Below are 15,258 nucleotides of genomic sequence, written 5' to 3'. Positions count from 1 at the left end.
ATGATACCCGGCCCTACCAACAGCCTGTGCGATATCTCCGACCTGCGTGTCGGCAACGCACAGGATGCAACGCTGAAATCGGGCACCACAGTTGTGCTGGGCGACGCGCCGTTTGTCGCATCGGTCGCCGTGATGGGCGGCGCACCGGGAACGCGCGAAACAGATCTGCTTGCACCGGATAAATCCGTCGCGGCGGTGGATGCGCTGGTGCTGTCGGGTGGCTCTGCATTCGGGCTTGATGCCTGCTCGGGCGTGGTGGACGGGTTGCGCGCGGACGGGCGCGGGTTTCGCATTGGCCCCGCGCAAATTCCGCTGGTGCCCGGTGCGATCCTGTTTGATCTGCTGAACGGCGGTGAAAAAGATTGGGCCGAAAACCCCTACCGCGCGCTTGGCCTTGCCGCCTACCGCGCGGCGCGTACCGAATTTGAAATCGGCACCACCGGCGCAGGCACGGGCGCGCTGACGGCCATGCTCAAAGGCGGGTTAGGCACTGCATCGCTGGTTCTGCCCGATGGCAGCACCGTCGCCGCACTGGTCGCCGCCAATCCGGTGGGCGCTGTCACCACCCCCGGTGACAGGCATTTTTACGCCGCCCCTTTCGAGATGGCGGATGAATTCGGCGGCTTGGGCCCTGATCCGGCCAGCGGTCTTGGCCTCAGCCTTGAGAGCAGAAAGATGAATGCACTGTCACAGCGCGCCAACACCACAATCGCCATAGTCGCGACAGATGCGACCCTGACCAAGGCACAATGCCACCGCGTAGCCACTGCCGCCCATGACGGTATCGCGCGCGCCTGCGTTCCTGCGCATACGCCAAACGATGGTGATCTGGTGTTTGCCTTGACGACAGGTGCCAAACCCGCCGCCGATGTGATGCTGACCGGACACGCCGCCGCCCTGTGCCTGTCACGCGCCATCGCCCGCGCGGTCTATGCCGCAACCCCCGCCGATGGGGATATCATGCCCTGCTGGAGCACCGCCAATGCCGGTCTTTGAACACGATGGCATCGCACAGCATTACGAGCGCTCTGGCAATGGCCCGCCGCTGCTGCTGATCGCCGGGATGATGAGTGACAGCGCAAGCTGGATATCACTCCTCCCTTTATTAGAGCCGCATTTCACCATCATCCGGCCCGATAACCGCACCACGGGGCGCACAACCCCGTGGGATGCCCCCGCATCCGTAGAGATTTTCGCCGCCGATTGCGCGGCCCTTCTGGCGCATCTGCATTTGGGCCCCGCTCATGTGATGGGCCATTCGCTGGGCGGAATGATCGGTTGGGAGCTGGCCAATCGGCACCCTGAAAACGTCAAGACACTCACACTCGCCGCCTCTGCCCCGCTCAGACTTGAGCGGAATGTAACCCTGTTCAAAACCCTGCTGGCAATCCGGCGCAGCAATGCCGCGCCCGGGGTCTGGTTACAGGCGCTGTTCCCGTGGCTGTTCGCGCCTGCGTTCTTTGAAACCACCGGCGCGGTGGCACAGGCAACCACTGCGTCACTTGCCTATCCATACGCGCAGACAGCGCAGGCAATGACACACCAGATCGCAGCGCTTGAAAGCTATGCACCTGATAGCACCCAACGCCCCGCCTGCCCGACGCAAGCCATACTGGCGCAAACCGACATGATACTGCCCGCAGACATTACCCTGCCTGTGTTGGGCGATATTCCGATCCACATGATCGAAAATGCCGGACACTCAATTCACTGGGACGCACCGGATACTGTTGCGGCGCATCTGCACAGTTTTACCGCGCTGCATGAGGAGAGATAACCATGGCCCAAGATCTCTATGGCCTGCCCGTCACTTGTGAAAACCCCGACACCCTGAGCGGCCTGAACGATTTCATCCACGGTTTTCTCAGCTATCACCCCAAGGCGGCCAACATCATCGCTGCTGCGGATGATGATCCCGACTGCGCGCTGGAAAATGCCTATGCGGCGATGCTGTGGATGTTTCTAGAAAGCCCCGATGCCCCGCAAAAAGCCACGCCTTATCTGGCCCGTGCGCAGGCTAAGCGTCGCGATGTAACTGCGCGCGAAGCACTGACAATCGATGCGGTTGCAGCGTGGGTCGCAGGAGACGTACCACAAGTGCTGGCAATTTGTGACCGCATCACCACCGACCATCCCCGTGACATGACAATTCTGAAGCTTGCGCAGTATCATATGTTCAATCTGGGCAATGCCACGGGAATGCTGCGCATGGCCCTCAAGGCGCTGCCACAGGCCGCCAACATTGCCTATGCCCACGGGATGATCGCCTTCGGGTACGAGCTGTGCCACCTGCTGGACCGTGCAGAATCTGCCGCGCGCCAGGCAATGGCATTGCAACACGACGAAGCATGGGCGCACCACGCCCTTGCCCACGTTATGTTAACCCAGGGCCGCATTGCCGAAGGCGCGGCATTTCTGGAAAGCGTGGCGGATACGTGGCGCGATCTGAACAGCTTCATGCATACACACAACTGGTGGCATCTTGCACTGTTCTATCTCAGCCTCGGGCGGCACGACGACGTGCGTCGCGCCTATGACACCCACGTTTGGGGGTTGGAGAAGGGGTATAGTCAGGATCAGGTCGGCGCTGTGTCCCTGTTGGCGCGAATGGAGTTTGCCGGCGTCGATGTCGGCGACCGCTGGCGCGATGTGGCTGATCACATTGCAGCACGCGGCGCGGATACCGTTAACCCATTCTTGACCCTGCAATACCTCTACGCACTGACCCGCACACACCGCCCCGAAGCGGCCGAATTGATGCAAGCGATCCGTGACCGCGCAAGCGACACCAGCCAGCACGACCACATCGCATGGCGCGATGTTGCCCTTCCCGCCGCAACGGGAATAGCCGCTTACGCAGATGGTGTTTGGGACACAGCGATCAGCCAACTCGCCCGCGCCTTGCCACGCATGTCGGAATGCGGCGGCAGTCACGCCCAGCGCGATCTGTTCGAGCAAATCCATCTGGATGCACTGGTGCAGGACGGACGGGCCTCAGCCGCTCAACAAGTGCTGGAAATGCGCCGCACCTATGACCCTGTCGGGGTGCCGTTGAACCTGTTGCTTGGTAAGGTCTATGCCAAATCCGGCCTGCCCCTACTGGCCCAAGAGGCCCGCGCACGGGCCGCGCAGACTCTGGCGGCCAACTCGTCCGCAGCAGTTGCAGCACCATCAACAGGCGGTTAGGCTGAAGATATTACATCAAAGGGATTCCACAGATCATGCGCACCGAATGGTATTATGCCGTTGAAGGCACCTCTCACGGACCGGTCAATCAAGCGGAATTTGAACGGCTTGTCAGTGCTGGCACAATCCGCAGCGACACGCTTGTCTGGCAGGAAGGCATGGAAGACTGGCTGCCCTACAACCGTGCCGGCGCCGCGTCAGAAGGCGCTGCGCCCATGCAACCGCGCATGCCGGTCAGCGAGGCACATGACCCCGCGCGCGAAGATGCCAATACCTTTGTCGGCGCGCTGAAAGACGGGTTTGCACGTTACGTCGATTTCAAAACACGCTCGACCCGGTCCCAGTTCTGGTGGTGGACCCTGTGGTCGATCATCATCAGTATGGTGTCGACGGCTGTGGATTTCTCCATCGGGGCCGGAGATTCAGGTCCGGTCGGCCTGCTGACATCGCTGGCGATGTTCATCCCCTCGATTGCTGTTGCATGCAGACGGCTGCACGACATCGGCCGCACGGGATGGTGGCAATTGCTGATGTTTATTCCGCTGATAGGGTGGATCGTATTGATTGTGTTTTACTGCACCAGAACGCAGGAAGAGGCAAACCAGTGGGGAATGCCGCCGCGGCGGTGACGGGCTGAACGGAGCGTCGGGGGCCAGCCCCCGAACCCCCGGGATATTTTTAGCCAAAAGAAGTAGGGGTCATGCACGGGGGCCGATAGTGACTTGGATCGTTGCGATCCCGTCGACACCGCCGGTTATGACATCGCCCTCTCCGACGGCCCCAACTCCGGCCGGTGTGCCGGTCATTACGATATCTCCGGCGGCGAGGGTAATGCTTTGGCTCAGGAATGCGATGTGATCTGCAACCGGCCAGATCAGGTCTGATATGTCGCCGTCCTGACGGACTTCGCCGTTGACCGCGAGCCATATGCGGCCCTGTGTTAGGGTTGTTATTTCAGCAACCGGTTTAATCGGTGCGATCGGTGCGGAGAGATCAAATGCCTTGCCCCAATCCCATGGGCGGCGGTTTTTCTTGGCTTCGGATTGTAGATCGCGGCGGGTAAGATCAATGCCGACGGAAGCGCCCCAGATGTGATCGGTCACGTCACTTGCGGCGATGTTTGCGCCACCCTTTCCGATAGCGATGACCAGCTCTATTTCGTGGTGCAGATCGTTTGTGAGGGGCGGGTAAGGAAGAACGCAGGGCGTGTCACATGCTGCATCGGCAGGTTTGGTGAAAAAAAAGGGCGGTTCACGGTCGGGGTCGTTGCCCATTTCGCGGGCATGGGCCTCGTAATTGCGCCCCACACAGAAGATACGACGCACCGGAAAGCGTTTATCTGTGCCTTGCACGGCGAGGCTTGGATGCGGGGGAGCGTCAAAAACATAGGCCACGGCATGATCCCTTTCGGTGTGGTGAACAGCAGATCCGATCAGTCTCTACCGACCGATCCTTTCGCACTCGAAACATTTCGAAATTTTTTAGCTATTTCGTCAACCATTTGGCAACACTTAGTCCCCCAATTTGGCGTGAACCTCGTCCAGATCGATCTCGCCTATCGGCATTTTGTTTGCGGGGTTTTCGAAGTCATACTTGAACAGATTGAAATCACGCTTGAAGATTTCATACACCAGATGCATCGAAAGATCGTCGAAGTAATCCTCTACCGGGTGGGCGCGTTTGGGGCCGTGGCCTTCACTTTCGTTGAAGCGGGGGATTTTGGCCAGATCGACGGCATGGGGCGTTTCGATTGCATCCAGAACGTCTTGCATGCCTTCGTTGAAATTCTCGGTCCAGACGATTTTATCGTAGGTGCCGCCATTTACGATGAACGTGCTGACGTGGCCCGAAACAGCCGACCAGTGAATGTCCGGGTCCATCGGGCGGCGCCAGCGGATTGTATCGCGTGCAAATAACAGGAAGCGGCGGAAGCTTGCGATCTGGTCAAATTCCTGTTTGCCATCGTCACCGCCAACTTCGATTCCGTACTTCTGGATCAGAAGTGGGACCAAATTGCCACGGTATCGTTTCCCGTTCCGCTGGATGCCGCAAATTTTGTCAAAGAAAGAACTTAGGATACGGGTATAGGGATTGCGCACACAGGTGAATGCATACGAGCTATGATTTTGCACATTTCGCGCGATCGGCTCCTGGCTTTCTTCCAGCGCCCATTTGTGCATGCCTGCCTTTGCATCATGGATATCGCCGTCAAAAAATTGACCATGATCAGAGTAATACATGATCTGCCCGATGGTCGAGCAGGCACACTTGGGTACGACACGGTACACCACACTTTCACTCTCGGTCATCCACGTTCCGGGGAAACCCATACCTTGCTGCTCCTGCTCATACCCTTGGTGCCGCCTCTTGGGGCAGCTTTTCACCTACAAAAGCAAATAATTACTGTTTATTCAATGTGTGTTCATCATTATCTATGTAAACAATCGAGCGTATTTACGGTGAATATTTCCTAGATGGCAAAAATTGCCTACATTCTTCTGTGTCACAAAGACCCCGATGCCATCATCCGGCAGGCGGAGCGGTTGACGGCTGTGGGCGACTATATGTCGATCCATTTTGACGCCAGCGCAGATCCGGCACAGTACAAAGCCATACGCGCCGCGCTGGACAACAATCCGAACGTCACCTTTGCCAGAAAGCGCATCCGCTGCGGGTGGGGGGAATGGTCACTGGTGCAGGCCACGCTGTACGCTGTTGAGGCGGCTGTAGACGCATTCAGCCGCGCCACCCATTTCTACATGCTGTCCGGTGACTGTATGGCGATCAAATCGGCCGAATACACCCACAAGTTTCTGGACAATAACGATGCGGATTTCATTGAAAGTTTCGACTATTTCGAAAGCGACTGGATTAAGACCGGATGGACAGAAGAGCGGCTAATCTATCGCCACTGGTTTAACGAGCGGACGCAGAAGAAGCTGTTTTACGGGATGTTTGCCCTGCAAAAAAAGCTGGGTATCACCCGCAAGATTCCCGAGGATATTCAGGTTCAGATCGGCAGCCAGTGGTGGTGTCTGCGCCGCCAGACCATAGAATACCTGCTGGATTTTTGTAAAAAACGCCGTGATGTCATCCGGTTTTTCCGCACGACATGGATACCGGACGAGACATTTTTTCAGACCCTTGTACGCCATCTGGTGCCCGAAAAGGAAATCCGCTGCCGGACGCTGACGTTTTTGATGTTCACCGATTACGGGATGCCGGTGACGTTTTACAACGACCACTATGATCTGTTGCTCAGCCAGGATTATCTTTTTGCACGCAAGATCAGCGCGGACGCATCGGATCTGAAACGCCGTCTGGGGCTTCTTTATGCCGCGCAGGGTGTGCAGTTTCAGATCAGCAACGAAGGGCGCAGCCTGTTTAACTTTCTGACCGGGCGGGGCCGGATCGGGCGGCGGTTTTCGACCCGTTTCTGGGAGACGGAAAGCACGCTGGGCCGCGAGCGTGAGTTGCTGATTGTTGTGTGCAAGAAGTGGCATGTGGCAAAACGGGTGCTGGAGCGCATCCGCCAGACCACCAATGTGCCCGCCATCGAATATGTCTTCAACGAAGAAGACACGCCCCTGCCCGCGCTTGGCGGAATCGAAAAGACATTGGGCAAGCGCACCCGCCACCGCCGCGCACTGATGCGGATGTTGTTTGACTACTTCGAAACGGACCGTCTGATTGTCTGCATGGATCCGGCCAACCTCGATCTGCTGGAGGATTTTGCCTCGGACCGGTCGGTGACGCGTATTCTGGAGATCGAGTGTACGTTTTCGGACGATTATCTGGTAGGGCATGCCATGCGCGTTGGTCTTGCAGGCGAGCAGACATCGCAAGAAACGCTGGACCGTTTGCTGCCCACCATTCGCAATGATATGGTTTACGAAAGTGACGCCATCCGCGATGCCCAGTTTGAAAACCACAGCCGGATGCGTGAAACCGCCTCGGCGGCCGAAAATGCGGACGAACTGGCGAAATTTCTGGGCATCGCCGGAGACAAGGCGCATGACATCGCCAGCACCGATTATCTGTTTGCCGACTGAGGAGCGTTTTTGTGGCCTATACTTATGACGACCAGAACATTTTTGCAAAAATCCTGCGGGGGGAAATCCCCAACACCACGGTTCTGGAGACAGAACACACGCTGGCCTTTCGCGATCTATATCCGCAAGCGCCTGTGCATGTGCTTGTCATTCCCAAAGGTCCTTACGTGAGCTATGATCATTTTGCAGCTGCCGCGACGGACGCCGAGATTGTGGATTATACCCGTGCCATCGGCGAGGTCTGCCGGATGGAAGGGGTAAGCATTGATGCCGCCGAAGGGTTCCGCATGATCAGCAATGCCGGCGATCATGGCGTGCAGGAAGTGCCCCATTTGCATGTGCATATACTCGGGGGTCGCCGGATCGGGCGGATGGTCCAGAAACAGGACTGATCATCCGCTGCCGATAGGCGGTCGGCGTGGCGCTAGGGCTTTTTACGCCACGTCGCCAACCAGCCTTTCATAGCGCTGCTTTTTTCCGAAAGGTCATCCTCGATCGCTTCCATTTTCGGATCAATCCGCGCGATGCGGAACCGGCGCCAGCGCACCCAGACCCCGTACACGACGGTCAGGAAGATCGTGATGATAAAGATGTTGAGCCACGGGATGCCCTTGGACGCGTCGGGCCCGGAAACCTGACGCACCGAAATAGCGTTGGGAAAGATCGTCAGGAATTCATTGCGCCAGCCATAGTGCTTGATGGCCACATAGCGCGGATCAGCCTCGGTCGAGCGGAAATCGCTTGCTTCGGCCTGCAGGTTCGACGTGTCGAATTTGAAATACGGCGGCCAGCCCCATCCCGTATCTTCGTTGCGGTAGACCATCACCTTGCCCTTTGCCAGACGGGTCTGGATGAAGAACACATCGCGGGTGGATAGGGTGCCATCGGTGCCGATATCGGCCTGCGCCCAGAACAGGCTGTTTTCACCCGGATCGACACGCTTTTCGTAGGTGTCGGTTATGCGAACAATATCCACCTGCGGCAACGTGTAATGAAAGAACGCGGCGATGATCACCCAAACGGTGATCCAGAATGTCCAACGGATAAGACCCAGCATGTGGCCCCCTTTTAACTAAAATTCGTGAGGTAGATGACCACTGACACAAGGATCACCGGAATGACATAGACCGACAGGATCAATTTGCGACGCAGGGACTTGTCATATTCTTCAAGCCCCTCGTCCAGAAACGTCTCAAGCGGCTGATCCTGTGGCCCATCATACCACTCTGCGCGCAGCTTGCCCTTGCGCACCGCGCGGGAATACAACGACAGGCAGACGTAAATCACGCTGAGCACGATAAACCCGATCACCATCAGGCGGACAAGTGCTGCCATAACCTATCTCCTCCTTACCGCACCCCACGGGCCGACAGCGGCAATGCGGTCTGGCACGGGCGGCGGTTTTTTGCGTTTGCGCGGCAGCGGTGGCACCTCCAGCGCGGGCTCATGCCCGAACAGTGCGTCACGCACACCTGCCTTGTCCACCTTGTACTCGCGCTCCAGAAAATCGGCAACATAGGCGCGCTTTGCATCCGGCCACGCGGCATAGGTGCTGTAGAACAGGTCTTTGTGGCAGATGAACAGCTGGCGGATATCCTTGGGCGCCAGTTGCGCCAGCAGCATATTCACCAGCTCTGCATCGGGCGTATCCGCCGCGCGCAGGGTGTAGAAATAGACCGGATCGGCGCTGTCAATCATCGGAAATGCGCCGCCATCCTCGGCCCAGTTAACCAACTGCCCCAGCGTGTGGAATTCCGGCGGCAGCTTATCACTGTGCTGGCGCGCCAGACGCCGCAGATCACTGCGCGCAAGGCCCGTCAGGTCAACACCCTGATCCGCCACCGCATCAATCAGGATGAAATCCATTTTCTGCCGCAGGATCGCCGCCGATTTGATGCCCCGCGCCTCCAGTATTGTTTCGGTCAGACCGTTAAGCTGGAAAAACTGCGCAATCCTGTTGCGCTGGGTGGCGTCGAATACATACTCAAGCGGGATATCCTCCAGCCCATCCTTGCCCGCCGGAGCAATCACGGCGGGGTGCGGCACATCCTGAAACACATACAAGCCGCCAAAATGTGCGGTCCAGAAATTACGCTGGTTAAACCGCATCGCCTTCAGGCTGACAGGGTTGCGCACCACATCGCCGGTTTTTCCCGCAAGGTCGATCATCTGCGCAATCAGCACATCATCGTACCAGCCGCCGTCGGTATCGCGGAATTTATCCACCATATCCGCCAGCTTGGCCGCGTCTTTCACCGTGCCGCCCGTGGTATCGGCATCAATCGTGATCCGGCGGATATCAAACAACCGCTTGGGCGAGGACACGTCATAGACCGAGTTCACCAACTCTCCCGCAACGGCATCCTTGGCGGTCAGGGCAAACAACGCCGCCTCGTTCTCCGCGATGAAATCCTGCAACACCGTTTTCGAGGTCGAGAATTTCGCGTTCAGCAAAGGTGCCGTGCGCTGCTCCATCCCCAGCAGAATAAACTGCCGGTTCACGCCCTTGTGGTTCAGGTAAAGCGGATCATTCAACTCGTCGCCGATCTCGGGGGAGTAGCCGGAAATGTCGATGTAAAAATCGGTGAGCGCGGTGCGTTTGCCCGTGAGGTGGTGCAGCGCGCGATTATACCGCTCCACCAAAGTGGGCGAGTGGACATGGAAAAGGTTGCCGAACATCAGGCCGGCGCGGATGAGGCGGTTCATCTTAATAGGATACGATCAAGTAGTACCAAACACATCCAAATTCTGATACAAACAAGTTTTTATCCATCAACTTCACCCCACACTTGGCTGTCGTTAATTTTGTTAAGGTAATCGTCTATCCTCGCTATCCTCAATCTAAACAGCCTTGTTTTTCCTGCATCGCCTAGAGTTGGTTCTAACGCCATAATGTCCCTGATTGCAGAAATTAGTTCTTGAAGTCGTTTCGGATTTCTTGGCTTCCTAACTATTATAAAATCAGCTTTTTCAATTCTTTCTAGTAGCCATTGAACATAGAAAATATCTTCTGAAATTTTTTGAACTACTGTTTCCAAGCTCATTTTATCTAGAGTCTCTCGTAGAAGAAATATCTTTCCAACGGTAGGACTCGTCTGTGTAACAACAACTACCTCATCTCTACTTTTTACGGTGAGACCAGATACACTAAATTGGAATTCCAATTGGTCTCGATAGTAAGTTGCCATATCAATAAACAGCCGCACCTTTTGCTCTAAGATTATATCATTTCGGTTCTCCGCACGTTGCATCTGCTCGTCTGCAAAAATATCGGCTTGTACAGCCATTGAATTAGCCATCTCTTGAGTAGCTTTCTTTTGCTCATCCATAACATTTCGGGTCAATCGCAACTCTTCTCGTTGCGCTCGCAACTCGAACGACTGCAGAATAATCGCTATGGTGGCAGATACAAAAGCAAGCGAACCAAATATCCCAGCGAGTGTATCGCCCTTCTCGTTTAGATCAAGATTCAGGAATTCAACCCAAAACCCTGAGACATAAAGCATGTAGAAGGAAGGAAGCCCTAAAACTACAAGAAGAACAAAGCAGAAGAATAGCGTATGGCTCACCTCGCTATTTGAGGACTTCTTCATACCTCACCCCCTAAATACCGCTTCTTAGCCTCAACACTCCGCCCCATATCCCGAACCATCCCCTCAATCGCGACCTCATCCGACTTATCGGCATAGCGGAACTCTGAATCCGCGTAGCGGTTGATCTCCTGCACCACCATATCCACTGTGATCGGCTGGCGCATGTCCTCAATCATCGCTTTCTTGGTGTCATAGTCTTTGAACAAGAACAGGTCCGGCTGCTCCATCCATTCATCGGGCAGCTCGAAATCCATCGCGCGCACTTTCACCGCATCGGTGATGTTCTTGATCGCACGGCCGGTGAAGCGCGGATCGGCCTCCTGAATCGCCTTAAGGTACGTCCCAAGTTTGTTGATCGTATCTAGCGCCCCGATTTTAGCCTGCACATCCTCATACACGCTCAACAGCCCCGCTTCATGCGGTTTTAAGTGTCCCGCAAACGATGCCGCAACCGCTTTTTTGATCGCCTGCGCCTCGAATACCGTGTGATCGCCCAGCGGGATATCGTGGTTTTTGCCCATCAGCAGATAGAGGATATCAACGTAGTCATCGCGCGTCTGCGGCCCGTCCACCAGAAACCGCGCACCGGCGCGCTGGCGCAGGGCATCATCCACGTTTTCGGGATAGTTCGAGAACATGCCAAACGTGCAGTTCCCGCGCACCACGGTATTTGCGCCCGCAAAACTCTCCATCAGCACGGCGGTAATCTCCAACTGCCCTGCCGATGATTGACGATCCCCCCGTTTACCCGCCAGTTGGTCAATATCGTCGATGGTGCCAAAGCCGATCACCGAGGGATCAATGATGTTGTTGATAAACGCCTTGGCGTTCTGGCCGGATTTGCCCTGATAGCTGTCGATGTTATCCGTGCTCAGGTTCTGATAGCGGAACGGGTAATCGGCGTTGTTACAATACTCCGATATCAACCCCGCCATCATCTGGATCAGCGTGGTTTTCCCCGTGCCCGGCGCGCCATCGCCCATGAAGGTAAAGATAAACCCGCCCAGTTCCGCAAAAGGGTTCAGGCGGCGGTCAAAGTCATAGGCCATCAGCATTTTGGCCAGCTTCATCGATTGGTATTTTGCGATATGGTTGCCAACCACTTCGTTGGGCTTCTTGAACGTCATGGTCAGGGTGGTCGATTTGGCCTTTGCTGCGGGGGTAAATCCCTGAACGGTAAAATCATCCGCCGCAACATGCCACGCGGCAGTCCTGAAAGCCTCCAGCCGCGGGGCGCTGGCCGCGCGCAACGCGACCTTTTCCATCAACGCTTCGGCAAAGGCACTGACCGTAGCGACCAGCCGCAGATCATCCGTGGCGTGCGTGGCAATATCATTGTCCAGCTCCCACAAGGCCCCATGCAAAGCTGTCTGCCCGTTGTCGGTCAACACTTCCTCGACATCGCCGACCTCTACGCTCATCTCGCCCAGATGCGGGGATAATAGATAAGCAATCGCATTACCCAGCACATACAACGTGACCAACGCTTCAGCCGCCAACAACTCGCCAAATTCCGTCTTGCGCGCGGCGGGTAAGGCACCTTCCAGATTGGCGCGTTTCAAATCACCCAAAGCTGATTGCCCGGCAAAATTCTCCGCCACGGCGAGGGAAATCGCGATCGCACGCCGCACCGCATGCAGCACTGTTGCCTGCAACGGCGACATCAGCGCGTCATCACCGTCCACACTTTCAACCCGCGCCAGCAGTTGCACGGCCCCTGATGCCACCCGCCGCTGCGTCACCAGCCCCGGCGTAGTGGAACGGAACCGCCGCCGCGTTCCCAGACCGGCAGATCGCTCTGCCGCAACCGGCTCAACCGTCTTACCAATCCGCGGTGCATGGTCAAACCCTTCAATCAGCGCCTGCGCCACGCCCAGATGCTTGGCAATATCTTCCTCGCGCAATTCCATCTTGTCCAACGTCTGGCTCATGGTCCCGTCTCCTCAATTTTCACGGTGGGCCTATTTCTTTTGGCCATAAATATCCAATTCCGACATCGGGGCAGCAGACGACATCAATAACGAAGCACACGGCCCGACCCGCTCACCACAAACTTGCGCACACCGGCGAAACCGGGGGGGTTATGCTCTTCCAGAACCTGATAGGGGCGCTGGGGCAGAATAATGCTGCGCGCTGTACGGGTGGCTCCCATGTCGGGCAATTGCCCTCCCATCGGGTCCAGCGCAAATATCTGCCGCTCTACCTTCGAAAACCAACCCGACTTTTCCGAAATCGTGCGGTCCGAGATCAGCTCTTCTTCGGTCCAGACCATGGCCCAGTCCTGCCCTTCGGGCGCTTTCGCCTCGGCCAGCACATCACGCAACGGGCCGTTCTGACGGGTGTAGGCATTGCTGTACATCGGCCCGAGGTGAAAGCGGCGCAGGCGTTTGGGATGCAACTCGTCAAAATCCTCGTCAAATCCCCGTGCGATTGTCACCAACTTCAGCGCGCCCAGCGCCTGCGCGCTCAGATGCGCCTGTACTTCCGGCCAGCGGCGAGTATCGCGGGGCAACGCCTCATCGCCTGAATCCTCGACTTCCATCATGTAAATAACGGGCAGGTTGACCTGACTGTCATAGGTGGCCCAATGCAAACGGAATTTCCGACGCCCGCTTGCCTCACCCATCCATTCTGCCTGCGCATCGTTGCGCACCCAGAACAGATCACCCTTCAACAACTCCTCGTAATAGAGCCTTTGCGAGAGACTAAACTGGAGTTTTGTCGGTATGGTCATATCACTCAGGATTGCTTGAACCATGCGATCTTTGTGATCCTCAACCGATGGCAATGCACCCAGATGCACCTGCGCCTGTTGCGCGTCATTGGCCATAGTCATCAACTCTTCGGCGATGGGGAATCCGCTATCGCGCCCGTCTATGGTGAGTGCGCCGAAAAAGCGGCCCGTATTGCGGCCGACCAACAGATATTTCCAGCTAAGCGCACGGAACGTATGCGTTAAACTGGCAGCATAGCGCGCAAGGATGGTCACCTCTTCGCGGGTTAACTGGCCTTCGGCCTGCATCACACCTGCCACGCGCAACATATGCTGCATGATGCCTTGGAACTTGGCGAAATAGCGGCGGCTGGCGAACGTATCGTCCAGATCGTAGTTATCGGCGGCGGGATCGGTCATACGCCACTTTCCAATATGAACAGCCAAAGGCTTCCAGAAAGGAGCATTGCGATGCTCGGCAACATCAAAGGACGAAGATGCACGCGCATTTCAGGCTCATTAAGCAAATTCACAAGATTCCACTTCACACCATGCAAACGCGATACTTTGTAATAGCAACGTAGTAGCGATACCAAAGAGACGAGAAAAATGAAAAACGCAGACAGCAACAGTGCGTTATTCCCCATACGCATTGCTGTCGTGCTTTTCGATGATCTTGGCAAACCGGCGGGCAAAGCGTTCATCGGCCTTTGCCTTCTGCTCCAGCACCTCACGGGCAAAAACCATGTGATCTTCGTGCTTTTCCATCATCTCGGCCATGCGCGCGTTGGTGGCAGAGCCGATTCCCGCCATTGCGGATTGCGCCTCCTGATCGGTTTTCACACCGATTTCGTTGATGCGGTGGGCCACGTCCTGCTGCTGTGCGGTTTTCAGCGATTTGGTCAGCGCATCATACAGCACAACGCGTTGTTTGGTGTCTGTTTGCAGCTTGTTGATCAGCACCATTTGCGTGGCGGCCTGATTTTGCAGGCTGTCCACCCATGTCTTGCCCTTGTCGATATAGCGTTCCAGCGTTTGGGACTTGGCAAGTTTGACCTGCTCGTCCTGAACCATGCTGTTGTAACGGCCATTGGCCTCGGCCAACTTTGTCTCCAGCGCTGTGCGTTTGGCGGCGTCCATTTCGCCGGCAATCGCATTCTCAAGCTTGATAATTTCGGGGTCCATCGCGGCGATATCGGTCCGCAGGGATTCAAGCTCGGCCACGGTTATTTCGCGATCGTTAAGTGTATCTGTCAGGTTGGACTCTACCTTTACTTTTTGTTCTTCCAGAACGGCCAGCTGCCCTTCTAGCAATTGCACAATGGTGTCGGATTTGGCGATCAGATCCTGAAGCTTGTCGTCGATGGACGCAGAGCGCACACGCTCCTGGCGCATGCTGTCGGATTTGGCAGAAGAAAAGATGCCAACAACGCTTTCCCAACCTGTCTTGGAGCGCATTTCATCAAAATCGCGGGAAAAGCCTGCGGTTACATCGTCAAGCCCCATGATCAGCTCGGCGATGTTTGCGTTCATCACTTCGGTATGGGCATGCACATCTTCCAAAGAGGCATTTTCGATGTCGATGTCCGCCGCGTCCCCTGCATTGATTTTTGCACGCGCTGTTTCAATCCGGCTGGTCAGCTCGGCAATTTTGCCCTGTGCTTGCGCGACCTGCGCTTGGGATTCGCGAACCTGAGCATCAAGATTTGCCATT

General features: G+C 56.3%; 15 protein-coding genes. 6 read left to right on the top strand and 9 right to left on the bottom strand.

The genetic code is table 11. The annotated features are described in order from the left end of the window. Genes OS189_RS09425 through OS189_RS09410 form a run of 4 tightly spaced genes read left to right on the top strand, consistent with a single transcriptional unit; the run spans position 1 to position 3,815 of the window. Positions 1–996, top strand: coding sequence for a P1 family peptidase (locus OS189_RS09425; protein ID WP_267167061.1), 996 nt, complete (start codon positions 1–3; stop codon positions 994–996). After that, on the top strand, positions 983–1,777 hold the full coding sequence (locus OS189_RS09420) for an alpha/beta fold hydrolase (protein WP_267167060.1): 795 nt from the start codon (positions 983–985) through the stop codon (positions 1,775–1,777). Before OS189_RS09425 ends, OS189_RS09420 begins: the two co-directional genes overlap by 14 nt. 2 nt (positions 1,778–1,779) lie before the next feature. Then, a complete protein-coding gene (locus tag OS189_RS09415; RefSeq protein ID WP_267167059.1) occupies positions 1,780–3,186 on the top strand; it encodes a tetratricopeptide repeat protein in 1,407 nt (468 codons plus the stop codon). 35 nt (positions 3,187–3,221) lie between these two features. Next, entirely contained in the window at positions 3,222–3,815 is a 594-nt protein-coding gene (locus OS189_RS09410; RefSeq protein WP_267167058.1) for a DUF805 domain-containing protein, read from the top strand. Between the two features lie 69 nt (positions 3,816–3,884). On the opposite strand, the gene OS189_RS09405 is transcribed toward OS189_RS09410, so the two are convergent. Together OS189_RS09405 and OS189_RS09400 are read right to left on the bottom strand one after the other, a co-directional pair. Continuing rightward, a complete protein-coding gene (locus OS189_RS09405; protein WP_267167057.1) occupies positions 3,885–4,580 on the bottom strand; it encodes a fumarylacetoacetate hydrolase family protein in 696 nt (231 codons plus the stop codon). Positions 4,581–4,697: 117 nt separating this feature from the next. Beyond that, positions 4,698–5,516 carry a sulfotransferase family protein gene (locus tag OS189_RS09400; protein ID WP_267167056.1) on the bottom strand — a complete coding sequence of 273 codons (819 nt, stop codon included), beginning with the start codon at positions 5,514–5,516 and terminating at the stop codon, positions 4,698–4,700. A 144-nt stretch (positions 5,517–5,660) separates the two neighbouring features. Between OS189_RS09400 and OS189_RS09395 the strand changes: the two genes are divergently transcribed. Then, positions 5,661–7,238 (top strand): DUF5928 domain-containing protein, encoded by a 1,578-nt coding sequence (locus OS189_RS09395; RefSeq protein WP_267167055.1) that lies wholly within the window; start codon positions 5,661–5,663, stop codon positions 7,236–7,238. An 11-nt stretch (positions 7,239–7,249) separates the two neighbouring features. Then, positions 7,250–7,630, top strand: coding sequence for an HIT domain-containing protein (locus OS189_RS09390; protein ID WP_267167054.1), 381 nt, complete (start codon positions 7,250–7,252; stop codon positions 7,628–7,630). Between the two features lie 32 nt (positions 7,631–7,662). Here the strand turns inward: OS189_RS09390 and OS189_RS09385 are convergent, their stop codons facing one another. The 7 genes from OS189_RS09385 to OS189_RS09355 form a co-directional block, all read right to left on the bottom strand. Beyond that, positions 7,663–8,292 (bottom strand): DUF1523 family protein, encoded by a 630-nt coding sequence (locus OS189_RS09385; protein ID WP_267167580.1) that lies wholly within the window; start codon positions 8,290–8,292, stop codon positions 7,663–7,665. Positions 8,293–8,306: 14 nt separating this feature from the next. After that, positions 8,307–8,573, bottom strand: coding sequence for a hypothetical protein (locus OS189_RS09380; protein WP_267167053.1), 267 nt, complete (start codon positions 8,571–8,573; stop codon positions 8,307–8,309). A 3-nt stretch (positions 8,574–8,576) separates the two neighbouring features. Then, positions 8,577–9,944, bottom strand: a complete 1,368-nt coding sequence (locus OS189_RS09375) for a DUF6638 family protein (RefSeq protein ID WP_267167052.1) — start codon at positions 9,942–9,944, stop codon at positions 8,577–8,579. A gap of 59 nt (positions 9,945–10,003) precedes the next feature. After that, positions 10,004–10,831: a hypothetical protein gene (locus OS189_RS09370; RefSeq protein ID WP_267167051.1), complete on the bottom strand. Its 828-nt coding sequence runs from the start codon at positions 10,829–10,831 to the stop codon at positions 10,004–10,006. Continuing rightward, positions 10,828–12,762, bottom strand: coding sequence for an AAA family ATPase (locus OS189_RS09365; protein WP_267167050.1), 1,935 nt, complete (start codon positions 12,760–12,762; stop codon positions 10,828–10,830). The genes OS189_RS09370 and OS189_RS09365 overlap by 4 nt, the downstream gene beginning before the upstream one ends. A gap of 83 nt (positions 12,763–12,845) precedes the next feature. After that, positions 12,846–13,964: a hypothetical protein gene (locus OS189_RS09360; RefSeq protein ID WP_267167049.1), complete on the bottom strand. Its 1,119-nt coding sequence runs from the start codon at positions 13,962–13,964 to the stop codon at positions 12,846–12,848. 216 nt (positions 13,965–14,180) lie between these two features. Then, entirely contained in the window at positions 14,181–15,257 is a 1,077-nt protein-coding gene (locus OS189_RS09355; RefSeq protein ID WP_267167048.1) for a hypothetical protein, read from the bottom strand. Position 15,258: the final 1 nt, after the last annotated feature.

The organism is Sulfitobacter sp. F26169L (assembly GCF_026410285.1).
Classification (GTDB): Bacteria; Pseudomonadota; Alphaproteobacteria; order Rhodobacterales; family Rhodobacteraceae; genus Sulfitobacter.
Note: the sequence above shows the minus strand (reverse complement) of the source record. Positions and strands in the feature narration are given on the sequence as shown.